This is a genomic window from Bradyrhizobium sp. Pha-3, from assembly GCF_042258325.1.
Lineage (GTDB): Bacteria > Pseudomonadota > Alphaproteobacteria > Rhizobiales > Xanthobacteraceae > Bradyrhizobium > Bradyrhizobium elkanii.
Genome location: NZ_CP170151.1, coordinates 535,195 through 557,259 on the forward strand (window position 1 = coordinate 535,195; position 22,065 = coordinate 557,259).

Consider the following 22,065-nt stretch of genomic DNA (forward strand, 5'->3'; position numbering starts at 1 on the left):
CTGCCCCGGATTGCGCTTCGCTGCATCCGGGCTACGCGCCGATCGCTGCGTCTCTCAATTCATCCCCCGCGCGCCGCGCACCAGTCTGCCCGGGCGTGCGCCGGTGGCCTTGCCCTCGCGCTGGGTCACGATGCCCGACACGATGGTGGCGTCATAGCCGTCTACCTGCTGCAAGAGGCGGCGGCCGCCGACCGGCAGGTCGTAATGCACCTTCGGCGGGTGCAGGTGCAGCCGGTCGTAATCGATCACGTTGACGTCGGCCTTGAAGCCCGGAGCGATCACGCCGCGATCATGCAGACCGACCGACAGCGCGGTCTTGCGCGACTGCGCCGCGACCACGAACGGAATCGAGAGCTTCTCGCCGCGGCTGCGGTCGCGCGTCCAGTGCGTCAAGAGATAGGTCGGGAAGCTGGCGTCGCAGATGATGCCGCAATGCGCGCCGCCGTCGGAGAGGCCGGGCACGGCACTCGGCTCGCGCAGCATCTCATGCACGGCATCGAGGTTGCCGTCGGCATAGTTCAGGAACGGGACGTAGAGCATGCCGCGGCCCTCGTCGGTCAGCATCGCGTCATAGGCGAGCTCTTCCGGCTGCCGGCCCTGGCGGCGCGCCTGCGGGCCAAGCGCGTTTTCCGGCGGCTGCTCGTAGTCCGGCGGATTACCCAGGAGGTACATCTTGTCGTAGTTCGGCCGGAAGAACAGTGGATCGTCGGTTGCCGTTGCGCTCTCGCTCAGGATCGCCGCGCGCACCTCGGGCCGGCGCAGCTGCGTGAGCCGCTCGGCCAGCGGCAATTTGGCGATCTCGCGGTAGCTTGGATGGGTCTGGAACGGGTTGCGCGACAATTCGAGCCCGAGCAGCAGCCCGACCGGCCGCGCCGCGATCTGGGTCGTGATCGACAGGCCGCGGGCGGCGGCTTCATTGATGGTGTCCATGGTCTGCCGCCAGCGCCGCGGCGCCTTGTCGGCCTGGGCGACCGAAAACGAGATCGGACATCTTGTGTTCTCGGCGACCCGCAGCATCATCGGCAGGTCTTCGTGCACGGTGCTCTGGTCGAGCACGAATTGCAGCACGCTGCGGCCGACGCCGTGCATCGCGCCGGCGATCACGGTCAGTTCATCTTCGCCGGCTTTCAGCGTCGGTGTGTAGTCGCCGGTCGAGGTGCGGTGATTGAGCGTGCGCGAGGTCGAGAAGCCGAGCGCGCCCGCACGCACCGCGTCGCCGGCGAGCGCCGCCATCGCCTTGTTGTCCTCAGCCGTCGCGGGATCGCGGCGCGCGCCACGCTCGCCCATCACATAGACCCGCAGCGCCGCATGCGGCAGCTGCGCGCCGATGTCCATGTCGAAGCTGCGCTTCGACAGCCACTCCATGTAGTCGGGAAAGCTCTCCCACGCCCAGGGAATGCCGGCGGAGAGCACCGGCTCCGGAATGTCCTCGACGCCTTCCATCAGCTGGATCAGCCTGGTGTGGTCGCTCGGCCGGCACGGCGCGAAGCCGACGCCGCAATTGCCCATGATCGCCGTGGTGACGCCGTTCTGCGACGATGGCGTGATGTCCTGGCTCCAGGTCACCTGGCCGTCGTAATGGGTGTGGACGTCGACGAAGCCGGGCGCCACGAGCTTGCCGCGTGCGTCGATCTCTTCCGTGCCCTTTGCCGAGACCTTGCCGACTTCGGTGATCTTGCCGCCTGAGATCGCGACATCGGCTTCATAGAGGTCGCCGCCCTTGCCGTCAGCGATCGTGCCGCCGCGGATCACGAGGTCTGGGGTCGAGGTCATGGCATTTCATCCCGAGGCTGTTTTTGGTTGACGGCATCATGGGTCAGCCCCTGATGCTGTCAACCAGCACCGATGAAGCTCTGGGATGCGCGGACGCTGATTTACAATGGGATCGAGCGTTGCCGCCCGGCGGAAATTTGTTCCGCCGGGCAACTCGCCGCGAACCTATCGCGCGCCGAAGAAGGCCGTCTTCTGGGTCTCTTCGGCCTGCAGCCTCGCGCGCACCCGCATCAGGTCCTTCCAGCCGATATAGCCGACGAGGCGCTGATCCTCGCGCGAGATCACAGGCAGATGCGAGACGTTGACCTGCATCAGGCGGTCGGCGAGCCGGTCGAGATATTCGTCGGGATAGGCGACGGTGATCTTGCTGCCGGCCAGCAGCTGCTTGAGCGTCGCGGTGCGATGCTTGCCGGCGCGACGCCAGCGCAGCACGGAGGGCGGGTCGATCACGCCGAGCACGTGATGGTTGGCGTCGACGACGGGAAAGCTCGGGTGACCGGTCTTCGGGTTGGTCAGGAAGGTGGCCGCGCCGTGCAGCGTCATGGTGTCGGAGACGGTCTCGACCGCCTTGGTCATGACGTCGCGCACGCGCGTCAGCGCGAACGGATCGACGCGGTACTCGCGCACCAGATGATGGCCGCGCCGCGCCACCTTCTCGGTCAGGATCGAGCGCCGCATCAGCAGCACGGTGACGCCATGCGCGGTGCCGCAGGCCGCGATCAGCGGCAGCAGCACATGGGTATTGCCGGTGAGCTCGACGGCGAAGAAGGTTGCCGTCAGCGGCGAGCGCATCGTGCCGCCCATCGTCGCCGCCATCGCCAGCAGCGCCCAGAAGCCGGGGCTCGCTTCGGGCAAATAGCCGCTCAGCGCCGTTCCCATCGCGCCGCCCATGATGAGCAGCGGCGCCAGCACGCCGCCCGACGTGCCCGAGCCGAGCGCGACCGACCAGATAACGGCTTTCACCACGAGCAGGAGCAGCGCGGCCTTCAGCACGACGTCGCCGCTCAGCATCGACGCGAGGTTGTCGTAGCCGACGCCGAGCGCCTGCGGTTCGATCAAGCCGCCGAGGCCGACGACCAGGCCGCCGATCAGTGGCCACCACATCCAGTGGATCGGCAGCTTGAGGAAGATGTCCTCGCAGCCATAGACCAGCTGGGTGAGCACGCCCGACAGAAGCCCGGAGAGGATTCCGATCAACATCCAGGCGCCGAGCTGCAGCACCGAGATGTCGACGCCGCCGGTGAACGGAAACAGCGGCGCGGGCATGTGCAGGAAGGTGCGCCCGACCGCCGCCACCACGGCGGCGACGGTGACGGGAATGAAGCTGCGCGGCGTCCATTCGAACAGCAACAGTTCGACCGCGAGCATGATCGCGGCGATCGGCGTTCCGAACACGGTGGTCATGCCGGCGGCGGCGCCCGCCACCAGCAGGGTCTTGCGCTCGTTGTCGCTGACCGGGAGCATCTGCGCGATCAGCGAGCCGATCGCCCCGCCCGTCATGATGATCGGGCCCTCGGCGCCGAACGGGCCGCCGGTGCCGATCGACACCGCCGACGACAAGGGCTTCAGGATCGCCACCTTGGGGTCGAGCCGGGAACGGCCGAGCAGGATGGCCTCGATGGCTTCCGGAATGCCGTGCCCGCGGATCTTCTCGCTGCCGAAACGCGCCATCAGCCCGATGATCAGCGAGCCTGCGACCGGCACCAGCACGGTCCAGAGCCCGAGCGGCGAATCCTGCAATTTCAGGTCGGCGAAGCTGAACTGGCCGAAATAGGCGATGTTGGTGGCAAGCTTGATCAGTTGCAGCAGTCCCGCGCCGGCCAGCACGCCGGCGGCGGAGACGAACACGGCGATCGCCGAGATCACCACGACGCGGGGATCGGTCGTGAAGTCGCTCAGGAGGTGGCTGGCCTTGTCGCCGATCTTGGCGTTGGTCTTGGCACTGGTCTTGGCGGAGGCGCTCGATTTGGTGGAAATGACGCTCATTGGTGGCGTAAGGCTCGGGTGAAGTGGACGCGTGGCGTCATATCGCATTGCGATATAATTACAAGCGGGAGACATCGAATGGCAGCGTTGAAAGGACCGTCGAAATCGCCGCGGCAGGACCCAAAGCGGGTTCCCAGCCAGGCCGATTACGAGGCGCTGTCGCAATTTCGCTATCTGATCCGCCGTTTTCTGGAGTTCAGCCAGGATGCCGCGAAGGCCGCGGGCCTGACGCCGCGGCAGCATCAGGCCTTGCTGGCGATCAGGGGGTATCCGGGCGGTGGGCCGGTTGCGGTCGGCGACCTGGCCGAACGGCTGCGGCTTCGTCACCACACCACGGTCGAACTGGTCGACCGGCTGTCCGAGGCCGGGCTGGTCGAGCGCGTGCTTGATCCCGCCGACCAGCGGCGGGTGCTGCTGAAATTAACCGGCCTTGCAGCCGATCATCTCGCCGAATTGTCGGCTGTCCATCTCGATGAGCTGTCGCGGATCGAGCCGCTCCTGAAGCAGGTGCTGTCGCGACGGTCGGAATGACCGCGCCCCGTGCACGACGTTTCGCGCGTCAGGCGCGCGGGCTGGCGGCCTCGGCCTGATATCCCGAAGCCTGTGGCTTGCGCTCGGTGACCAGGGCAAGCAGCACGGTCAGCACCATGAACACCACGGAGGCGCCGAACACCCAGTGCGGCATGTGCTGGTCCATGATCCAGCCGAACAGCAGCGGGCTCACGATGCCGCCGAAGTTGAAGCCGGTGGAGACGATGCCGAAGGCGCGGCCGGCGGCGCCGGGCGGCGCCGCGTTGCGCACCATCATGTCGCGGGACGGCGCGATCACCCCGCCGAGGAATCCGGCGAGCCCCATCGCCAGCGTGAGCGCCACCGGCGGCAGGTTGAGCAGCGCAATCAGCAGCACGAAGGCGGCATTGACCGCGAAGCAGGCCGCAGCGACCTGGCTGTGGCGGTGGGTCCAGTCGGCGAGATAGCCGCCGGCGAGCACGCCGGCGGCGCTGGCGCCGAGGAATGCGGTCAGCGCGATATTGGCCGTCGAGAACGACGCGCCGTAGCCGCCCATCAACGCGACCACGCCGAAATTGTTGATGCCCGAAGTCGACAGGCTGAGCAGCGTGAAGAAGGCCGTCAGCACCATCAGCGCCGGCGTGATCACGCTCGCCTTCGGCGCCGCGTCGTCCTTTGACTTGTTCTTGTTGGCGCCGGCATCGGGAATCCCGAGCACGATCAGGAACAGCGCCACCAGCGGACCGACCGCGCCGGCCACGATCAGTGCGCCGAGGCCGCCGATCGAGGCGAGGAGCGCTGCCATGATCGCGGGCGCCACCGCGCCGCCGAGGAAGCCGGCAAAGGTGTGGATCGAGAAGGCGCGGCCCATCCGCGCCTCGTCCATATGAGCCGAGAGGATTGCATAATCGGCCGGATGATAGACGCTGTTGGCAAGGCCAAGCAGCACCGCGCAGACGATCAGCGACGTATAGCTGAGATGCAGGCCGAGCCCGATCAGCGCGCAGCCGCCGACGGTCAGTCCGATCAAGAGGATCTTGCGCGCACCGATATGGTCGGCGAGGTAACCGATCGGCGCCTGGGTCAGCCCGGAGACCACAGCGAACACCGTCAGCGCTAGGCCGAGCTCGACATAGCCGACGCCCAGCTGTTGCTTCAGGAATGGGAACAGCATCGGCAGCACGAAGATATGGAAATGGCTGACCCAATGGGCGACCGAAATCCCCGTCAGCGTGCGCAGCGCGCTGTCAGCTTTCGCTTGCTGCGGTGCGGCCAGAACGTCGACCATGTTCTCGAAAACCCCAGTTCCATAGCGTTTTCAGGCGAAGAGGGTACCGGTTCGCGTGAAGAAAACGCGTCAAACAGAATGCCCGGCAGGGCCCGCCGAAAATAGAGATTGGCCGCTAATTGTCCATGAACGCGGGCGCATGGCTGCCCCCGGCACGGGCGTGCCGGATCGACACATGCGGCATTAAATGCGGCGACAAAGCGCGGCGGCACGGCGATGATCGGTCATGATCGACGCCAAAAAGCAGCTCAAGGTGCTTGTGTCAGAGGGCTCCAGCACCTCCGGCCGCGAGGCGATCACGATCCTGGGGCTGGCCGGCCATCACGTCGAGGTTTGCGACCCCTCGCGCTGGTGCTTGGCGCGCTACTCCCGCTTCGTCCGCAAATACCACCATTGTCCGCCGCTGCGGTCAGATCCGGCCGGCTTCCTGCGCTTCGTCGAACGCCTGTTGGCGTCGCGGCATTTCGATGTGCTGCTGCCGACCCATGAGCAGGGGTTTCTGTTCGCCCGCGCCGCGGCGGGGCTGGCCTCACGTACCGGCCTCGCGCTGCCGGATTTCGCCAGCTATCGCGCCGTGCACAGCAAGGCCGGCTTCAGCCGTCTGCTCCCCCGGCTCGGCCTGCCGCAGCCGCCGACCCGGATCGTGAGCTCGGCCGAGGAACTGCGCGAGGCGGTGCGGTTTCCATCCGTGGTCAAGACGTCGGTCGGCACCGCCAGCCGCGGCGTCTGGTTCGTGCGCGATACCGGCGATCTCAATCGCGCGCTCTACGACCTCGAGTCCGCAGACGATTTTGCCGGCGAGGTGCTGGCGCAGGATCTGATCACCGGCACGGTCGAGAAGGCGCAGTCGGTGTTCTGCCACGGCACGCTTGTCGGCTTCCATGCGTACCGCCAGATTGCGGCCGGTGTCGGCGGCGGCGAGGCGATCAAGGAGAGCGTGAGCAGGCCGGCGATCCGCGCCGGCCTCGAGACCATCGGCGCGCATCTTCGTTGGCACGGTGCGCTCTCGGTCGACGTCATCATGCCGCTCGACAGCGCGACGCCGCTGTTGATCGATTGCAATCCGCGGCTGGTCGAACCGATGAACGCCTTTCAGTCGGGCGTCGATCTGGTCGACTTGCTGCTGCGCGTCTCGCGCGGCGAGACCCCGGCGCCGCTGCCCGAGGGCCGCGCCGGGGTGCGGACGCATCTGGCGATGCAGGCGCTGCTCGGCAGTGCGTCGCGCGATGGCACGCGGCGTGACCTGATCCGGGAATGCGGCCGCATCGCCACGGGCGAAGGGCACTATCGGGGAAGCAGCGAAGAGCTGACGCCGGTGCGGCTCGATTGGCTCAGCGCCGTGCCGCTTGCGATGACCACGGCGTTGCTGCTCGCATCACCGCAGATCGCCTCATCGCTCGCGCGCGGCGGTTTTGGCGCGCATCTGCTCGATCGCGGCAGCATCAAGGCGATCGAGGGCGAGGAATTCGGTTAACTCCAACCCGTCGTCCCGGGCAAGCGAAGCGCGACCCGGGACCCATAACCACAGACATTAAATTGTTGCGCAGCGTTGGAGCCACAGCGTGCTTCAACAACTACCCTGCGGCAATGGGTCCCGGCTTTCGCCGGGACGACGTGGGGATGAATTGTTGCGTTAACCTACAATGGCTCGTCATCATTGCCGTAGCGGTCGAGCTTCGGCGTGGCGATGTCGCCATCCTCGTAATAGTCATCGTCCTGCAGCGCTGCGGGCGGCGGAGGCTTCTTCGACTTATCGTCGGTCTTGTCTTTGGTCTTGGCGCCGTCCTTGCTCGTCTTTCCGGCCTTGGCCATGCGTTTCCCCTGCACGGGTCAAATCAGCTGGCGGAATTCTACTCCAGTTTGCGGACGCTTGTAACGTGATGAGAGGGTACGGCGGAGTCGCACCCCGCCCCACCGGATAGCTCTAAAACGTCGCGCCGGCCTTTACCATGTAGGTGCGGCCCGGCAGCGGATAGGCCGAGAAGCGGCCCTCCGTGAACGTGCTCGCGATGGCGTAGTCGTAATAGAGCGCGTTGAACAGGTTGTTCACGCTCAGCGACCAGAAGAAGCGGTCATACTGCCCGCTCAGCTTGATATCGGCGGTGGCATTGCCGGGAATCCGGCTCTGGGTGTTGGCCTGGTCGTTGTCCATGATGCGCGAACTCCAGGCCCGCACCGTGGCGTCGAACACCAGATAGTTCTGCCAGATATTCCAGGTGACGCCGAGATTGCCGGTGTAGCGCGACACCAGCGGCACGTCGTTGCCGGCCCAGATGCCTTCGCGGAACACCGCACGGGTGATCGCCATGCCGCCGCGCAGGGTGACGCTGCCGCTGACCTTGAGCGCTGCGCTGGTCTCCGAGCCGTAGCGGCGGGTGGGGTCGAGGTTGGTGTTGAAGAACAGCACCGGGTTGAAATGGATCTCGTTCTCGAGATCCATCAGATAGACGCTGGTTTGGACCTGGAAGCGGTTGGTCCTGAGGCGAAAGCCGCCCTCGACGTCCTGCGAGGTCTGGGTCTTGAGCTGGAAGGTCTGCGGGATCGGGGCGAAGGTCAGCGGGTCGAATGACGGACCCGACGCGACGCGTTCATCGACATCAGGCGTGCGGAATGCGCGGGCCGCGCGGCCGAACACCGAGAAGGTGTCGGTCAGGCGATGCTCGACACCGACATGCAGCGCGTATTGCGTCTCGTTGCTGTCGAGCGGCGCCGCCTGCGCGTCGAACGCGAACGGCGCGTTCGGGTCGTAGCGATCGCGCGCCGAGACGCTGGTGTTCTGCACGCGCGCGCCGTAGGAGAAGTCCGTCGTCGGCAGCACGCCGATCGTGTGCTGCCAGTAGCCGGCCACGCTCTGCTGCTCGATATTGTAGATGTGGAACGGGTCGACGCCCCGATAGGCGCCGCGCGCCTCGCGGAAGGTCGAATCGTAATAGTCGATGCCGGTCAAGATCGTCGACGGCATCCCCAGCATCACATTCTTGACGCTGAGCCGCGGCGTGAGCGACCAGGTCTGCAGCGCGGCGTCATTGTAGGTCGAAGCGAAGCTGATGGTCGGCACCGTGCCGAAGAAGCCGCTCTGCGTCTCGCGCTGCCGCCAGCCGCCGTCGACGATGAGGTCGACGCCGTTGATCAGCGTCCTGGTGAAGCCGGCGGTGACGCTGGCGGTTTGCTGGTTGGCGTAGTCGAAGGGCGTCGCGGCGCCGCGGCGATCGGTGAGCAGTTCGTTGACGCCGATCGACGGATCGACCAGCCGTCCTCCGGGCAGGCCGAGCTTCTGGTCGCTGCCGGTGACGGTGAGGAAGGCGGTGAGATCAGGCGTGGTGTAGCTGACGTTGCCGACGGCGTTGCGTTGGTCGAGCGCATTGTTGACGCGGTAGCCGTCGGACTTGATGCCGTTGCCGTAGAACGAGGTGGACCACGGTCCGGAATTGAGCGCAGCGGAGACCGCGGCCATGCGGGTGTTGAACGAGCCGACTCCGGCCTCGGCCCGCATCGTCGTCGGCGGGCCGCCGACGCCCGTCTTGGTGATGATGTTGACCACGCCGCCCACCGCGTTGTCGCCGTAGAGCACGGCGCCGCTGTTGCCGCGCGTGATCTCGATGCGCTCGATGGAATCGAGCGGGATCGTGGTGAGGTCGAAGCCGGCCTTGTCGACGTCGTTAAGGCGGCGGCCGTTGAGCAGGAACAGCGTGTTGTCGGTCGCGAATGCGCCGAAACCGCGCAGGTCGACCGAGGTCTTGGCGCCGTTCGGCCCGCCATAGGGCGTTTGCAGCTGCACGCCCGGCACCTGCGCAAGAATCTCCGGTAACGACTGCACCGGCGAATGCGCGATGTCGTCGGCGGTGATCACGGCCGAGGAGGCGCCGACAATGCCGGCGAACTGGCGGCCGCCGCCGGTGCCACCCGTTCCGGTGGCCACGCCGCTCCCCGTCGTGCCCGATCCGCTGCCGCTGCCCGTATTGTTACTCTGCGTGGTGCCCGGCGCCGGGCGGCGCGGCGCCGGCGCTTCGTCAGCGGCCGGCCTGGCGCGCGTGACGTTCTGGTCGCCCGGCTTGGTGACTTCGATCGCCGGCAACTGATCGGGAGCGGGTGCCTGCTGCGCCCGCGCGGCGGAGACAAGGATTGCCGGCGCGATCATCGTCGACGCGAGCAGAAGCGCGCGGTGCCGCCGATCGAGAGGGAAGGAAAACATAAGCGAGGCCTCGGCAACGTCAGTGGCACGTCACCGCGAACCAGTCTCACCATCGTGCTCACGGCATCAGGTGAAGCTCATGCCTGTACTCCCCGACTGGCATCCTCGCGTGTGACCACGGCTGACGGCAGGTCTCCTGGCTCGCGGGTCGTTACCCTTCGTCGCCTTCCCAGGACCGAGATTCCCAGTGGCCTGTGACGAAGGATTCACCGCATACAGTTGCGGGGGCAGCCGCGGCGTTGGGGAAGTTTCCCCGTACCGCATTCCCTTTTCATCTCATGAAAGAACCGTCATGTTCATCTAGGGTTCGGCCGGGCAGCAAAGTCAATCCGGCCGAAGTCGGGCGGCGGCCGGGCGGCCACGGTTTTTGTCGAGTGTCGCTTGTCTGCCACGGCGATCGCTGTAAGACCATGGGTTCAATGAGCGTGCAGGATTTTGCCTTGGCGGCCGAGGTCGCGGCGCGACGCCGGTGGGGCGCCACCGCGGCGTTGCTCGCGCTCGTGGTCCTGCTGCTGGTGATCTCGCTCGGCATCGGGCCGGTGCGGCTGTCGCCGCTTGCGGTGATCGAGGCGCTGTTCGGCGGCGGCAGCGACGTGGCGCAGGTGATCGTGCGCGAGATCCGCCTGCCACGCACCATCCTGGCATTCGCGATCGGCGCTATTCTCGGGCTGTCCGGTGCGGCGCTGCAAGGGCTGCTGCGTAATCCGCTGGCCTCGCCGTCGCTGTTCGGCGCGCCGCAATCGGCGGCCTTCGGCGCGGTGCTGGTGATCGCGCTGGGCCTCGCCGATGTGCGCTCCTATGCGCTGCCGGTGGTGGCGATCATCGCCGCCTTCGGCTCGGTGTTCGCGCTGCTTGCGATCGCCGGCCGCAATGCCGGGCTCTTGATCCTGATCCTCGTGGGGCTCGCGATCTCGAGCTTTGCGGGGGCGGCGACGGCGCTGGTGATGAATCTCTCGAGCAATCCGTTTGTGGTGCTGGAGATCGCGTTTTGGCTGCTCGGCTCGCTGGAAGACCGCAGCTTCCAGCACGTGGCGCTGGCACTGCCCTTCATCGTCGCGGGCGCCGCCATCCTGCTCAGCCAGGCGAGCGCCTTCCGCGCGCTGACGCTTGGCGAGGAGGCGGCGCAGAGCCTCGGCGTCGACGTCGGGCGGTTGCGGCTCCTCGTGATCACAGGTGTGGCGCTCGGCGTCGGCGGCGCGGTCGCGGTCACCGGCACGATCGGCTTCATCGGCCTTGTCGCGCCGCATCTGATGCGTCCGCTGATCGGTCACGATCCGGCGCGGCTCTTGGTGCCGAGCGCGCTCACCGGTTCGGCGCTGCTGCTCGCGGCCGATATCGCGGTACGCATCATCCCCTCGACATCGGACATCAAGGTCGGCGTGCTGACCTCGATCATCGGCGTGCCGTTCTTCCTTTACCTCATCATGCGCGAACGCCGCGCGCTCGGCGGAGGCGTGGCATGACGCTGCTCTCCGCCGCCGCTCTCAATGCCTCGCTCGGCAGCCGCGAGGTGCTGCGCGATATCTCGCTGTCGCTGCCATCGGGCCATCTGGTCGCGCTGGTCGGGCCGAACGGCGCCGGCAAGACCACGCTGCTGCGCGCGCTGGCCGGGCTGATTCCCTCCGATGGCGAGATCCGGATCGGGGGCGATCCGCTGGCGTCGCTGCCGCTGCGCGAGCGCGCGAAACGCTTTGCCTATCTGCCGCAGGGGCACATGGTGCACTGGCCGCTGCCGGCGCGCGACATCGTCGCGCTCGGCCGCTACCCACACGGCGCGACCGATCCGGCGCGGCTGTCGCAGACGGATATTGAGGCGGTGCTGCGGGCGATGCAGGCGGTCGACGTCACTGAATTCAGCGATCGGCGCGTCACCGAACTCTCCGGCGGCGAGCGCAGCCGCGTCGCGCTGGCCCGGGTGCTCGCGGTGGAGGCGCCGGTGATCCTCGCCGATGAGCCGACCGCCTCGCTCGATCCGCGCCACCAGATCGACGTGATGCAGAAGCTGCGCAATGTCGCCGACACCGGTGTGCTGGTCATCGTGGTGACGCACGATCTCGGGCTCGCCGCGCGCTTCGCCGATCACGTGCTGGTGCTCGCGGAGGGGCGGCTGGCCGCGCAGGGCGCGCCTGTCGAGGCACTGTCGGAGAGCGTCCTCGCCAGCGTGTTTCGGGTCAGCGCCTATCGTGCCGAATTTCGGCGCGAAGCCGTCATCGTGCCGTGGGCGGACGTCTGATGTGGCCACGGCCTCACCACGAGCTCAGTTCACCTCTCCCGCTTGCGGGGGAGGTCGCTGCGCTCGAAGAGCGCAGCGGGTGGGGGCTCTCTCCACGAGATGACTCGCGGCGACACCCCCACCCCAACCCTCCCCCTCAGGCGGGAGAGGGGGCGCTGTCTTCGCGCGGACGCTCTGTTGCGTCATCTTGCGTCGCCCTGATGCTTTCACTTCTCGTGTGGCTCGCGTCAGCCGACACCTCGCTCGCCGCCGGGCCGCGCATCGTCTCGATGAATGTCTGCAGCGACCAGCTCGTGCTGTCGCTGGCCGACCCCGACCAGATCATCGGCCTCAGCCGCTTCTCGCGCGATGCATGGCAATCCTGGGCCGCGGAGAAGGCGCGAAATTTTCCGCGCCTGTCCGGCGAGGCCGAGGACGTGCTGCTGCTCAAGCCCGACCTCGTCGTGGTCAGCCTGTTCGACAAGCGCGCGACCCGTGACCTGTTGAAGGCCAACGGGCTGCACCTCGTCGAATTCACGGTGCCGCGCACGCTGGACGAAGTGAAGGAGCAGATTCGCGCGATGGGCGATGTGGTGCAGCACCCCGATCGCGCGGAGGCCGAGATCGCGCGCCTCGATGCGGCCACCGCCCGGGCGCGGGCGGCGGCGAGCGCGCATCACTACCGCGTGTTGCCGCTGGAGCGGCGTGGCTTTGTGCCCGGCGACGGCAGCCTGGTCAGCTCGCTGCTGGCGGCAGCCGGCCTTTCCAACGCCGCCGGCGAACTGGGCGTCGGCGCAGGCGGGTTTGCTTCGCTGGAGGCGATCGTAAAACTGCGGCCGGATTTCATCCTGGTGTCGGAAGCCGGCGACCGCGCCGAGGATGACGGTCGCGCCGTCCTGCTGCATCCGGCGCTGGAGCGCTTCTATCCGCAAAGCAAGCGCATCGTGCTGCCCGAGCGGCTCACCGTCTGCGGCGGCGTGATGCTGGCGGATGCGCTGGATCGGCTGACGGAAGAGTTGCAGCGAGTGACGCGGTGACCTTGTAGCCCGGATGAAGCGAAGCGCAATCCGGGGCCACTCAATCCGCGGATGGGCTGATCCCGGATTGCGCTGCGCTTCATCCGGGCTACGGGATCATCCCATCACCACGGGCCCGCCAGCCTTCTTCCACGCATCGATGCCGCCTTCGATATGGGCGGTGTTGACCAGTCCGGCTTTCTTCGCGGCGGCCACCGCCATCGCCGAACGCTCGCCGAAGGCGCAGAAGAACACGACGCGGCGGCCGGTTGCGGCCGCGACTTCGCGCAGCATGCCGCCGGGCTGCAAGGTGGCGCAGATTCCGGGATAGGGCGCGTGCAGCGCGCCCTCCAGCGTGCCGTGCTTGGCCCGCTCGCCGCTCTCGCGCAAATCGACCAGGAGGATATCGGGCCGGCCGAGGCTCGCGATGGCGTCGCGCGCGTTGAGGGAGAGACCTTCCTTGGCGAGTTCGTCCTGGTGCAGGCCGACATGCATGTTGGCGGGCACCACGACATCCATCAGCTTCGGGTTCGGCAGGTTGAGGTTGTTCATCAGCTCGACATAGTCGTCGATCGATTTGACCTGCAGCCGCGGATTGTAGCGCTTCTCCTCGCCGATGGTGGAGACGGTGTCGCCCTTGTAGTCATGCGCGGGGAATACCATGGTCTCCTCGGGCAGCTTCAGCAGGCGGTTGAAGATCGAATCGTACTGCGCCCGCGCGCTGCCGTTCTGGAAGTCGGTGCGGCCGGTGCCGCGGATCAGCAGCGTGTCGCCGGTGAAGACGCGGTCGCCCATCAGATAGCTATAGGAATCGTCGGTGTGGCCGGGCGTGTACAGCGCCTCGAGGCAAAGGCCCTCGATCGTCACCTTGTCGCCGTCGGAGACGCGCATCGACACCACGTCGGCCTTGCTCTGCTCGCCCATGATGGTGATGCACTGGGTGCGGTCGCGCAGCTCGCCAAGGCCGGTGACGTGATCGGCGTGCAGATGGGTGTCGACGGCCTTGACCAGCCTGAGGTCGAGTTCCTGCAGCAGCTTGCAGTAGCGGTCGGCCTTCTCCAGCACCGGATCGAGGATCAATGCCTCGCCGCCGGCGCGGCTCGCGAGCAGATAGCTGTAGGTGCCGGATACGCTGTCGAAGAGCTGGCGAAAGATCATGACGGCTTACCTATTCTCCGGTCCGAGTCACATGGAGGATATTATTCCATAGATAGGGTCCATTCAAAGCAAATCCATCCCCGTGCGACTCCTGTCCCGTCACCCCTAAGGTGCTCGCGAAGCGAGCCTCGAAGGGTGGACGGCCCCGGATATTTCAGGGAATGAGGGGCGGACGCGCGGAGGGAGCGGGGCCGTGCATCCTTCGAGGCTCGCTCCGCTCGCGCCTTCAGGACGACGGGACATATTTCGCAATTTGGGCGGCGCGACTACGGCCGCACGTAACTCCGGCCCTGCTCCTGCAGCTGCATCAGGTGCACCACTCCCGATGGTACGATGGTGGCGTCGGGGACGACGGCGATTAGGGTTACGGCCTCACCAGCGTGTATCCGTTCTCGGTGAGCAGCAAAATCTGTGCGACGCCGACCTGCACGGGGGTGGCGGCGGCGATGTAGTCCGGCCGCTTGCCGCTGTCGCGCTCGATCGTATCGACGGTGTTGAGGCAGATGTCGACCCGCGCGCCTTGCGCGACCAGGCTCTCGACCAGCTTGCGGTTCGGGTTGTCGGGCTTGAGCAGGTCGATGCCCGGGCCGAAGGCGACGATCTCGACCGCGACCTTGTCGGGATCGTAGTGCTTCATCAGATTGTTGGCGACGCTGATCACGAGGCCTTGCTTTCTCGGATCGTTGTCGGAGAGCTGCAGCACGACCTTGTGCTCGGCGAACGGCTTGTCCTGCAACGGCGCCAGCTGGGCGCGGGCGAGCGGCGTCGCCAGCGCGATCGCCGCAAGGCCGAGCGCGGCGATGATCGTGCGCCGCGTCATCCGTGCCTCGCGATGCCCGGATTGTCCTCGACGCCTTTCAGCGTCACGCCGGGCTCGTCGCGGTTCGGCGGCCGGCCGGAGCGCAGATGCCTGGCGACGACATCCCAGATCGGCGCGCCGCTCTGCTGGTTGACCGAGGCCCAGCCTGCGACCTTGTAGTGCTTGCCGGCTTCGAGGTGCTTGCCGTTGCCAAGCTTCAGCTCGGAAATGCGCTTGCCGACGGTCTCGCCGGGCGTACAGGTGTAGGCGAGGCCGCCGACGCGGACCATGTCGCCGCCCTGCTGATAATAGGGGTCGACGTTGAACAGATTGTCGCAGACGTCTTCCAGCACATCCTTGATCTGGCTGCCGGTCATCGTGGCGACGTAGGTCTCCGGATAGGTGATCGCGGTTTCCGACAGCACGTCTTCCATGGTCAGCGGCTGGCCGGCGAGCGTGGTGATGCCCCAGCGGAAGCCAGGCGACAGCGCGATCTCGGCGTTGAACTCGTTCAGCAGCGCATCGCAGATCAACTGGTCGACGGTGCCGGAGAAATTACCGCGGCGATAGAGCAGCCGGTCGGCCGAGGCAAGCTTGCTGTTCCATTCGTCGATATGCGGATCGCGCATCCTGTCGATCAACGTCTGCATCGCAGGATCGGGCTTCAGCAGTTCGGCGAACACCGGCAGCAGCCGGTAGCGGACATTGGCAACCTTGCCCTTGGCAAGATCGAGATCGAGCACGCCGATGAACTTGCCGTTGGAGCCGGCATTGGTCACCAGCGTGACGCCGCCGGCATTGGTCACCGTGATCGGGATCGGGATCGCGTCGTGGGTGTGGCCGCCGAGAATGACGTCGATGCCGGTGACGCGGCTGGCGAGCTTGAGGTCGACATCCATGCCGTTATGCGACAGCAGGATCACCGCCTCGACCTTATCGTTGTTGCGGTGGCCGTCGACGAGCTTCTGCAACTCCTCGTCGCGGATGCCGAACTTCCAGTCCGGCGTGAAGCGCTTCGGATGCGCGATCGGCACATAGGGGAAAGCCTGGCCTATGATCGCGACGCGATGGCCGCCGATCTCCTTGATGAAGGATGGCTTGAACACCCGTCCCGAGGCCGGATCAAACGCCTTGGCGTCGTTGAACGCGGCTTCCTCGGTCAGGAACACGTTCTGCGCCAGGAACTCGCCCTTGAAGCGCGAGAGGTTGTCGCGCAGCACCTGCTCGCCATAGGTGAATTCCCAGTGCCCGGTCATCGCCTCGATGCCGAGCAGATTGGCGGCCTCCACCATGTCGGCGCCGTTCATGGCGTTGGCGAGCCCTGAGCCCTGCCAGAGGTCGCCGCCGTCGAGCAGGATCGAACGCTTTTCGCCGACATCGGCGCGCAGCTTGTCGACCAGCGTCTTCAGGTGGGCGAAGCCGCCGAGCCGTCCGAAGCGGCCGGCGGCCTTCTCGAACTCGACGCAGGTGAAGGCATAGGCGTCGGCGCTGTCGGGCCGGATGCCGAAGCGGTCGAGGAACGCCTTGCCGACGAGGTGCGGCGGCTGGCCGGCCATCGCGCCGACGCCGAGATTGACGCCGGGCTCGCGGAAGAACACCGGCTTCAGCTGCGCATGCGTATCGGTCATGTGCAGGATGCGGGCGTTGCCGAACCGTTCGAGGTCGTAGACGCTGGCGGTGTCGGCGCTGCGCGCAAGGCGCGGCAGGCCGGCCGTCAGCGTTGCGGCGGCCGCAGCTTTCAGGAATTCCCGGCGGCGGATGATCATCATTCTCTCCGCGCGGCCCCTGGCCCGCGCGCTTTTAACGAACTTCCATGTCCTTCCAGCGTTCCTTTTCGCTGGTGGCCTGGAAGATCGAGGCCTTTGCCAGTGCCTCGGCCTCCGTGGCCTTGGCGACTGCGGTGTCGAAATCACCAGCCTCACCGGCCTTTTTTGCGGCAGATAGCGTCGAGGCGGTGGTGGTCCACTGGTTGCGCAGGGCGCCTGCTTCCTTGTTGGCGGCTTCGGCCGCCGCGTAGGCGGCCTTGTAGTCGGCCTCGGAGGCGGCGAGGGTGCCGGTCGCGGTTGCGATCAGCAGGGCTGATGCTGCGAGGACAGCTTTGATGGCCGCGCTCATGGCCGTGCTCCCGGCCCCGAAATCGGCAGGCCGTTGCTGACATAGGACAAATAGTATTCGAGATTGCGGTACTCGTCGTCCTGCGGATTGAGCGGCACGCCGCGGATCTGGCTGTTGCAGGTGGTGAAGCGGCGGCTGGTGGTGCCCATGCCGCTCCATTCCGAGCGGTAGATCGGCATCGCGTTCAGGATGCCGAGCGCCGGCGCCAGCACCTCGGCGCGGATCCGCTCGCCCGGGCTCTGGATGTGGCAGGTGGCGCAGGAGAAATTGAGCTGGCCGCGGCGGGTGTAGAAATACTCCTTGCCCTTCTGATAGGCCTCCAGCGCGCGCGGATCGTTCGGGATCTTGATGTCCATCGGCTTGCCGCGCGAGGTGAAGGCCATGTAGGCGGTGAGCGCCGCCATGTCGTCCTTCACATAGGAGAACGGCGCCTCGCCATTGGCTTCGCGGCAGCGGTTGAGCGCGAGCTCGAGCGTGACGACCTTGCCTTCCTTCTCGTCGAAATAGGGATAGTTCTGGCGGATGCCGATGCCCTTGTTCGGGAAGCAGTCGGCGTAGGTCTTGCCGTTCTTGAACGGCGTGGCGAACATCTCCTTGCCGGCTTCGAGCGAGAACTCGTAGGGCGGAAACTGCTCCTTCTCCTCCCACTGCCTGTGCAGGTCCTCATTCATCGAATAGGGACCGTTGACGAAATCCTCGAGCTTCAGCTTGGGGAATTTGCTGGTGAAGAATTTCTGGAACGCGGCCTTGTCGGCGGCGGGATCGACGGTGTCAGCCGCGCGCGCTGGTGCGCACGCCAGCAAGCCGAGCGCGAGCGTGGCTATTGTTGCGCGGATTGCGAGGCGCCGCGTCATTGAATCTTCGCCGTGGTGGTATCGGTCGCGCCCTTGTTGTCGACCCAGCTGACCTTCAGATCTTCGCCCTTCTTGCCGCCCTTGAAGGCGAACTTGACATAGGGGTCCTTGGAGACGCCGCCGCCCCAGTCGGCGACGAACACCGGCTTGCCGTCATACTCGAAGGTGAGCTGCTGGATGAAATGCGGCGGAATGATCTCGCCCTTGGCGTCCTTGACGAAGCCGGAATCCATCGGGTGCTGGATCAGCGCCTGCACCTCGGTGGTGTCGCCGTTTGACGTGGCGCGCACGCGAATGCTCGATGCCATCGGTTTAGTCCTCTGTTGTCGCGACGGCCCATCGACGGGCTCGCTTCACCTCTCCCGCTTGCGGGGGAGCATAGGCCGCCTTCAGCGGCCGTCTCTGAAGAACGCCGAAGCAAGGCTTCGGCTGCGTCGCATCGCTAGATGCGATCCGGGTGGGGGCTCTCTCCAAACGAAGAATGTCCATCGTGGCGATACCCCCACCCCAACCCTCCCCCGCAAGCGGGAGAGGGGGCACAGCGAGTTCGCGGGTTCGATCGACGCTCATATATGCACTAGCCGCCGCAGCCGCCGACGGTGACCTTGATTTCCTTCTTGGCGCTGTAGAGCTTGCCGCCGGCCTCGACGATCACGGTGACGTTGCTGGTCTTCGCCATCTTGATGCGGTTGACGACGGTCGGCAGCGTTCCGGCCGGAATCCTGTACGACGCCACCAGCGAGATCGGGTTCTCGCTCACCAGAAACGAGATCGAGGTGACATCGGCCAGCGTCGTGGTGGCGGAGATCGGCACCACCGCGCCGTTCTCGGCGATCTCGGGCGCATCCATCTTGACCTTGTCCGACGGCTCGGCGGTCTTGCCATAGAGCGCCTTGATCGCGTCGGCCTCGGTCTTCTGCTTGAATGCGTCTTCGGGATATTTGTCGTTGGCGAGCGCCTGCGGCACGTCGAACGGAATGACGCCGAGGCCAATCAGCGCGGCGATGCCGGCGCCCTTCAGCACCATCCGGCGCGCATCAAAAAATTCGCTGGTCGTGATGTTCATCGAAAAAAACTCCTCAAGCGACGGTCGCGGCGTCACAGCGTCTGCAGGAAGTCCACCACCGCGTCGATTTCCTTCTCGCTCAAAATCCGGTTTCGGCCGAACGGCGGCATCACCGTCTGCGGATTGCGCCTGGTCTCGTCGGTCACGATCGCGATCAGCTCGTCACGGCTGTATTTGGCCTTCAGGCCGGTCAGCTCGGGGCCGATCGTGCCGGGCAGGTCGCCGCCCTTGATGACGTGGCAGGTCAGGCAATTGCCCTTGCCGCGGTCGAAGGCGAGCTTTTGTCCCTCGGCGGCGGATTGGGCCTGCGCGGGCGCGGCCATGGCGGTGCCTGCCAGCAGCGCCAGGACGAAGGCTGGCTTGGAGAAAGTGGCGATCAAGGACGTTTCCCGGGCTTCAATCTCGATGATCCCATCGCAATATAAAGAGTGGAAAGCACAAAGGCCATCGGCTGGCAACACGGAGAATAGGCGTGTTGCGACGGGGTTAATGTCAGGGGCGACATAGACGAGATTAGACCCGTCACCCTGAGGTGCGAGCGGAGCGAGCCTCGAAGGGTCGACGGCCCGACCGCGGCCGATTCATCCTTCGAGGCTCGCAAGAGCTCGCACCTCAGGATGACGGATCAGCAGTGTCGGCATCCCGGTTCCGGTTTTGCTGATGGAGCGGGCTGATCTAGAAGCGGTAAGGAGAAGCGCGGTGGCGGAATTCGTGGCGGAGTTCGGCAAGGACGGACAACCGGTCGAGGCGGACGGGCGGCTCGATGCGCCGGCGTTCCATCGCAACCATCAGCCGATCTGGACCGTCCTGAAGGACTACCTCGCCGGCCAATCCGGCGACGTGCTGGAAGCCGGCAGCGGCACTGGCCAGCATGTCGTCTATTTCGCCGCTCAGACGCCCGACATCACCTGGTGGCCGAGCGACCTCCATGCGGCGCATCTGCGCAGCATCGAGGCCTGGCGGGCGCATGCCGCCCTTGCCAACATCCGGCCGCCGCAGCCGATCGATCTGTCCGACCCGGCCTGGTCGCCCGTGCCGTCGGACGGCAAAGGTCCGGACCAGCTGCTCGCGATCTTCTGCGCCAATGTGATCCACATCGCGCCATGGCGCGTGGCCGAGGGCCTGTTCGCCGGCGCCGCGCGGCACCTGCGCGCCGACGGCCGGCTGTTGCTCTACGGCCCGTTCAAGCGCGGCGGCAAGCACACCGCGCTCAGCAATGCCGTGTTCGACACGTCGCTGCGCGAGCGCGACGCCGAGTGGGGCGTGCGCGACATCGCCGATCTCGAGACGCTTGCGGAAAGCGTCGGGCTCAAGCTCGCCGGCAGCTTCGAGATGCCGGCCAACAACATGATTTTGGTCTTCGCCCGCAAGTAGCCGCGCTCAGTCGTAAGCCAGGCACCAGCCTGGCCCACGCAGCCAGCAACGTTCGTCGGGGATCCCGGCGTCTCGGTAGAGCCGGGTCACCTTCTGCCAGCCGCCGCGGGCGAAAGCTTCGGCAAGCGTTTTTTCGGACGTCTCGTCCCGGCCGCCGTCGCACGGAATGATCGCGACCGCCGATATCCAGTCAGCTTGGTACTCTGCGCCCTCGCGCCGGATCCGGAACACGGCGCCGGATCGCGCCACCTGCTCCGGCGCGCCACCCTTGAATCCCTCATCCGACGTCAGCGGCAAGATCAGGCGGCCGCCGGCGGTGAGCCCGTCGAGCCATCGCGCGGCAGGCCGGGTGCAGCCGGCGTTGACATAGATCACGTCGGCGGACTCGAACGGCGCAATCGTGCCGTCGCCCTGGATGATCTCGACATTTGCGTAAGCGGCGAGATTGGCGCGAGCGTCTGCCGCAAGGTCTGGATCGTATTCGATGCCGGTCACTCGGCCGGACGGTCCGACCAGATGCGCGAGGATCGCGGTGTAGTACCCTGTGCCCGTGCCGACATGCACCACGTGCTCGCCGGCGGCGGCCGCGGCCTGGTGCATGAGATGGGCGTGCAGCGACGGCTGGCCGTTGTTGAGACGCCGCTCGGGGCGCAGGGCGACGAGATCGTTGGTGTAGAGATAGACCGGGTCGGCATCGGGCGTCGGCGCATAGTCGCGGCTCCACCAGCGCAGCATCATCCATGGTCCCGGGCCGACGAAGTCCTCGCGGCGAATGGCGGCGAAGGCCGCGGCCAAGCGCGCATCGACGATGTTGGCGGCGGCCAGGATCTGCTTGGCATAGGCCGCGCGGATGATGCGGAGTTCGGCTTGCGGGTCCATTGCCGCGGTCTCCAACGATGTCGCGTGTTGTGTGATTTGACACACGAAGGTGTGTGAAATAGCATACTCAGACGACGGAGGCCAGAATGAAGAGACGGCTTTATCCGGCCGTGCTGGAGCGCGGGCCGCGCGGCGCGTTCGGGGCGTGGTTTCCGGATTTTCCCGGCTGCGTCGCCGCAGGACGATCGCAGGAAGACGCGATCGAGCGCGCCGAGCACACGCTGGCGCAGACCGTCGACGGCTGGGTCGAGCAGGGCAAGCCATTGCCGGAGCCGACGCCGATCGAGCGCATCGTGGCGCCGAAGGGCTCGGACGTCGCGGCCTTCTTCATGGTCGGCGTCGATCCGCCCGACCCGTCCGAGCGCGTCAACGTCTATTTGCCGAAGAGCCTCATCACACGGATCCACAAGCACGCCGCCGGACTCGGCATGAGCCGCTCCAGCTTTTTCGGTTTCGCCGCGACGCTCGCGCTTGAATGGCACGTTCACAAACCGCACCTCGTCGGGCCGCGCTCCAAGGTGCACAAGACCGGCGCGCTGCGCGCCGAGAAGCGGCCTGGCAAGAAGCCTGAGCGGTAAGTGGTTGATCATCGAGCGACAAGCTTTCTCACCGTCACCCTGAGGAGGCCGCATAGCGGCCGTCTCGAAGAGTCGACGGCCCGGCTGGTGGCCGTGCATCCTTCGAGACGCCCGCTACGCGGGCTCCTCAGGATGACGGGATTAATAGAGGCGCCAAGCCTGTGCGACATGAGAGCAGGGCTAACCCTCGTGCGCCTCCCGCATGGCCTCGGTCCGTTTGCGCCGGTTGATCGGCTTCGACCCGCTCTCCATAGTGCCGGCGATT

General features: G+C 66.3%; 21 protein-coding genes and 1 riboswitch. Of the genes, 7 read left to right on the forward strand and 14 right to left on the reverse strand.

All coding sequences use genetic code 11. From position 1 onward, the window contains the following. Positions 1 to 54: 54 nt before the first annotated feature. On the reverse strand, positions 55 to 1,773 hold the full coding sequence (locus ACE10X_RS02410; protein ID WP_038387909.1) for an amidohydrolase family protein: 1,719 nt from the start codon (positions 1,771 to 1,773) through the stop codon (positions 55 to 57). A 165-nt stretch (positions 1,774 to 1,938) separates the two neighbouring features. After that, entirely contained in the window at positions 1,939 to 3,759 is a 1,821-nt protein-coding gene (locus ACE10X_RS02415; RefSeq protein WP_051003260.1) for a chloride channel protein, read from the reverse strand. A 78-nt stretch (positions 3,760 to 3,837) separates the two neighbouring features. Here ACE10X_RS02415 and ACE10X_RS02420 point away from each other — a divergent pair, with 78 nt between their 5' ends. Further along, entirely contained in the window at positions 3,838 to 4,290 is a 453-nt protein-coding gene (locus ACE10X_RS02420) for a MarR family winged helix-turn-helix transcriptional regulator (RefSeq protein WP_038387910.1), read from the forward strand. A 28-nt stretch (positions 4,291 to 4,318) separates the two neighbouring features. On the opposite strand, the gene ACE10X_RS02425 is transcribed toward ACE10X_RS02420, so the two are convergent. Then, positions 4,319 to 5,557, reverse strand: a complete 1,239-nt coding sequence (locus ACE10X_RS02425) for an MFS transporter (protein WP_038387911.1) — start codon at positions 5,555 to 5,557, stop codon at positions 4,319 to 4,321. A 226-nt stretch (positions 5,558 to 5,783) separates the two neighbouring features. On the opposite strand from ACE10X_RS02425, the gene ACE10X_RS02430 reads away from it, so the two are divergent. Then, positions 5,784 to 7,031: a hypothetical protein gene (locus ACE10X_RS02430; protein ID WP_304557441.1), complete on the forward strand. Its 1,248-nt coding sequence runs from the start codon at positions 5,784 to 5,786 to the stop codon at positions 7,029 to 7,031. Positions 7,032 to 7,195: 164 nt separating this feature from the next. Here the strand turns inward: ACE10X_RS02430 and ACE10X_RS02435 are convergent, their stop codons facing one another. Beyond that, positions 7,196 to 7,369 (reverse strand): hypothetical protein, encoded by a 174-nt coding sequence (locus tag ACE10X_RS02435; RefSeq protein WP_016846987.1) that lies wholly within the window; start codon positions 7,367 to 7,369, stop codon positions 7,196 to 7,198. Between the two features lie 112 nt (positions 7,370 to 7,481). After that, positions 7,482 to 9,749 (reverse strand): TonB-dependent receptor, encoded by a 2,268-nt coding sequence (locus ACE10X_RS02440; RefSeq protein WP_304557442.1) that lies wholly within the window; start codon positions 9,747 to 9,749, stop codon positions 7,482 to 7,484. Positions 9,750 to 9,857: 108 nt separating this feature from the next. Beyond that, positions 9,858 to 10,056: riboswitch (cobalamin riboswitch) on the reverse strand. A 112-nt stretch (positions 10,057 to 10,168) separates the two neighbouring features. Here ACE10X_RS02440 and ACE10X_RS02445 point away from each other — a divergent pair. The 3 genes from ACE10X_RS02445 (at position 10,169) to ACE10X_RS02455 (ending at position 12,998) form a co-directional block, all read left to right on the forward strand. After that, positions 10,169 to 11,212 (forward strand): FecCD family ABC transporter permease, encoded by a 1,044-nt coding sequence (locus ACE10X_RS02445; RefSeq protein ID WP_375764013.1) that lies wholly within the window; start codon positions 10,169 to 10,171, stop codon positions 11,210 to 11,212. Then, entirely contained in the window at positions 11,209 to 11,982 is a 774-nt protein-coding gene (locus tag ACE10X_RS02450) for an ABC transporter ATP-binding protein (RefSeq protein ID WP_038387918.1), read from the forward strand. Before ACE10X_RS02445 ends, ACE10X_RS02450 begins: the two co-directional genes overlap by 4 nt. Before the next feature lie 200 nt (positions 11,983 to 12,182). Then, the gene (locus ACE10X_RS02455) at positions 12,183 to 12,998 is read left to right on the forward strand and encodes an ABC transporter substrate-binding protein (RefSeq protein ID WP_038385667.1); all 816 of its coding nucleotides are present in this window, start codon (positions 12,183 to 12,185) and stop codon (positions 12,996 to 12,998) included. 96 nt (positions 12,999 to 13,094) lie between these two features. On the opposite strand, the gene ACE10X_RS02460 is transcribed toward ACE10X_RS02455, so the two are convergent. The 8 genes from ACE10X_RS02460 to soxX form a co-directional block, all read right to left on the reverse strand. Further along, the gene (locus tag ACE10X_RS02460; protein WP_038385666.1) at positions 13,095 to 14,135 is read right to left on the reverse strand and encodes an MBL fold metallo-hydrolase; all 1,041 of its coding nucleotides are present in this window, start codon (positions 14,133 to 14,135) and stop codon (positions 13,095 to 13,097) included. A 364-nt stretch (positions 14,136 to 14,499) separates the two neighbouring features. Continuing rightward, the gene (locus ACE10X_RS02465; RefSeq protein ID WP_028343532.1) at positions 14,500 to 14,955 is read right to left on the reverse strand and encodes a hypothetical protein; all 456 of its coding nucleotides are present in this window, start codon (positions 14,953 to 14,955) and stop codon (positions 14,500 to 14,502) included. After that, entirely contained in the window at positions 14,952 to 16,700 is a 1,749-nt protein-coding gene (gene soxB, locus ACE10X_RS02470) for a thiosulfohydrolase SoxB (RefSeq protein ID WP_375764562.1), read from the reverse strand. The genes ACE10X_RS02465 and soxB overlap by 4 nt, the downstream gene beginning before the upstream one ends. Before the next feature lie 34 nt (positions 16,701 to 16,734). After that, positions 16,735 to 17,049: a hypothetical protein gene (locus ACE10X_RS02475; protein ID WP_080583398.1), complete on the reverse strand. Its 315-nt coding sequence runs from the start codon at positions 17,047 to 17,049 to the stop codon at positions 16,735 to 16,737. Further along, the gene (gene soxA / locus ACE10X_RS02480; protein WP_038385664.1) at positions 17,046 to 17,903 is read right to left on the reverse strand and encodes a sulfur oxidation c-type cytochrome SoxA; all 858 of its coding nucleotides are present in this window, start codon (positions 17,901 to 17,903) and stop codon (positions 17,046 to 17,048) included. Before soxA ends, ACE10X_RS02475 begins: the two co-directional genes overlap by 4 nt. Next, positions 17,900 to 18,211, reverse strand: coding sequence for a thiosulfate oxidation carrier complex protein SoxZ (gene soxZ, locus ACE10X_RS02485; protein ID WP_038385663.1), 312 nt, complete (start codon positions 18,209 to 18,211; stop codon positions 17,900 to 17,902). The genes soxA and soxZ overlap by 4 nt, the downstream gene beginning before the upstream one ends. Positions 18,212 to 18,480: 269 nt before the next feature. Next, positions 18,481 to 18,969 (reverse strand): thiosulfate oxidation carrier protein SoxY, encoded by a 489-nt coding sequence (gene soxY / locus ACE10X_RS02490; protein ID WP_038385669.1) that lies wholly within the window; start codon positions 18,967 to 18,969, stop codon positions 18,481 to 18,483. A 32-nt stretch (positions 18,970 to 19,001) separates the two neighbouring features. Further along, positions 19,002 to 19,292: a sulfur oxidation c-type cytochrome SoxX gene (soxX, locus tag ACE10X_RS02495; RefSeq protein ID WP_051003058.1), complete on the reverse strand. Its 291-nt coding sequence runs from the start codon at positions 19,290 to 19,292 to the stop codon at positions 19,002 to 19,004. A 376-nt stretch (positions 19,293 to 19,668) separates the two neighbouring features. Here soxX and ACE10X_RS02500 point away from each other — a divergent pair, with 376 nt between their 5' ends. Continuing rightward, positions 19,669 to 20,343, forward strand: a complete 675-nt coding sequence (locus ACE10X_RS02500) for a DUF938 domain-containing protein (RefSeq protein ID WP_038385662.1) — start codon at positions 19,669 to 19,671, stop codon at positions 20,341 to 20,343. Positions 20,344 to 20,349: 6 nt separating this feature from the next. Here the strand turns inward: ACE10X_RS02500 and ACE10X_RS02505 are convergent, their stop codons facing one another. Beyond that, positions 20,350 to 21,222: a protein-L-isoaspartate O-methyltransferase gene (locus ACE10X_RS02505; protein ID WP_038385661.1), complete on the reverse strand. Its 873-nt coding sequence runs from the start codon at positions 21,220 to 21,222 to the stop codon at positions 20,350 to 20,352. 86 nt (positions 21,223 to 21,308) lie between these two features. On the opposite strand from ACE10X_RS02505, the gene ACE10X_RS02510 reads away from it, so the two are divergent. Next, positions 21,309 to 21,800, forward strand: coding sequence for a type II toxin-antitoxin system HicB family antitoxin (locus ACE10X_RS02510; protein ID WP_375764014.1), 492 nt, complete (start codon positions 21,309 to 21,311; stop codon positions 21,798 to 21,800). The last annotated feature ends 265 nt before the right edge of the window (positions 21,801 to 22,065 follow it).

Bases quoted from the DNA above. Each gene is read 5' to 3' on its own strand.
- ACE10X_RS02410 (WP_038387909.1), bottom strand. From the start codon at position 1,773: ATGACCTCGACCCCAGACCTCGTGATCCGCGGCGGCACGATCGCTGAC.
- ACE10X_RS02415 (WP_051003260.1), bottom strand. From the start codon at position 3,759: ATGAGCGTCATTTCCACCAAATCGAGCGCCTCCGCCAAGACCAGTGCC.
- ACE10X_RS02420 (WP_038387910.1), top strand. From the start codon at position 3,838: ATGGCAGCGTTGAAAGGACCGTCGAAATCGCCGCGGCAGGACCCAAAG.
- ACE10X_RS02425 (WP_038387911.1), bottom strand. From the start codon at position 5,557: ATGGTCGACGTTCTGGCCGCACCGCAGCAAGCGAAAGCTGACAGCGCG.
- ACE10X_RS02430 (WP_304557441.1), top strand. From the start codon at position 5,784: ATGATCGACGCCAAAAAGCAGCTCAAGGTGCTTGTGTCAGAGGGCTCC.
- ACE10X_RS02435 (WP_016846987.1), bottom strand. From the start codon at position 7,369: ATGGCCAAGGCCGGAAAGACGAGCAAGGACGGCGCCAAGACCAAAGAC.
- ACE10X_RS02440 (WP_304557442.1), bottom strand. From the start codon at position 9,749: ATGTTTTCCTTCCCTCTCGATCGGCGGCACCGCGCGCTTCTGCTCGCG.
- ACE10X_RS02445 (WP_375764013.1), top strand. From the start codon at position 10,169: ATGAGCGTGCAGGATTTTGCCTTGGCGGCCGAGGTCGCGGCGCGACGC.
- ACE10X_RS02450 (WP_038387918.1), top strand. From the start codon at position 11,209: ATGACGCTGCTCTCCGCCGCCGCTCTCAATGCCTCGCTCGGCAGCCGC.
- ACE10X_RS02455 (WP_038385667.1), top strand. From the start codon at position 12,183: ATGCTTTCACTTCTCGTGTGGCTCGCGTCAGCCGACACCTCGCTCGCC.
- ACE10X_RS02460 (WP_038385666.1), bottom strand. From the start codon at position 14,135: ATGATCTTTCGCCAGCTCTTCGACAGCGTATCCGGCACCTACAGCTAT.
- ACE10X_RS02465 (WP_028343532.1), bottom strand. From the start codon at position 14,955: ATGACGCGGCGCACGATCATCGCCGCGCTCGGCCTTGCGGCGATCGCG.
- soxB (WP_375764562.1), bottom strand. From the start codon at position 16,700: ATGATCATCCGCCGCCGGGAATTCCTGAAAGCTGCGGCCGCCGCAACG.
- ACE10X_RS02475 (WP_080583398.1), bottom strand. From the start codon at position 17,049: ATGAGCGCGGCCATCAAAGCTGTCCTCGCAGCATCAGCCCTGCTGATC.
- soxA (WP_038385664.1), bottom strand. From the start codon at position 17,903: ATGACGCGGCGCCTCGCAATCCGCGCAACAATAGCCACGCTCGCGCTC.
- soxZ (WP_038385663.1), bottom strand. From the start codon at position 18,211: ATGGCATCGAGCATTCGCGTGCGCGCCACGTCAAACGGCGACACCACC.
- soxY (WP_038385669.1), bottom strand. From the start codon at position 18,969: ATGAACATCACGACCAGCGAATTTTTTGATGCGCGCCGGATGGTGCTG.
- soxX (WP_051003058.1), bottom strand. From the start codon at position 19,292: ATGGCCGCGCCCGCGCAGGCCCAATCCGCCGCCGAGGGACAAAAGCTC.
- ACE10X_RS02505 (WP_038385661.1), bottom strand. From the start codon at position 21,222: ATGGACCCGCAAGCCGAACTCCGCATCATCCGCGCGGCCTATGCCAAG.
- ACE10X_RS02510 (WP_375764014.1), top strand. From the start codon at position 21,309: ATGAAGAGACGGCTTTATCCGGCCGTGCTGGAGCGCGGGCCGCGCGGC.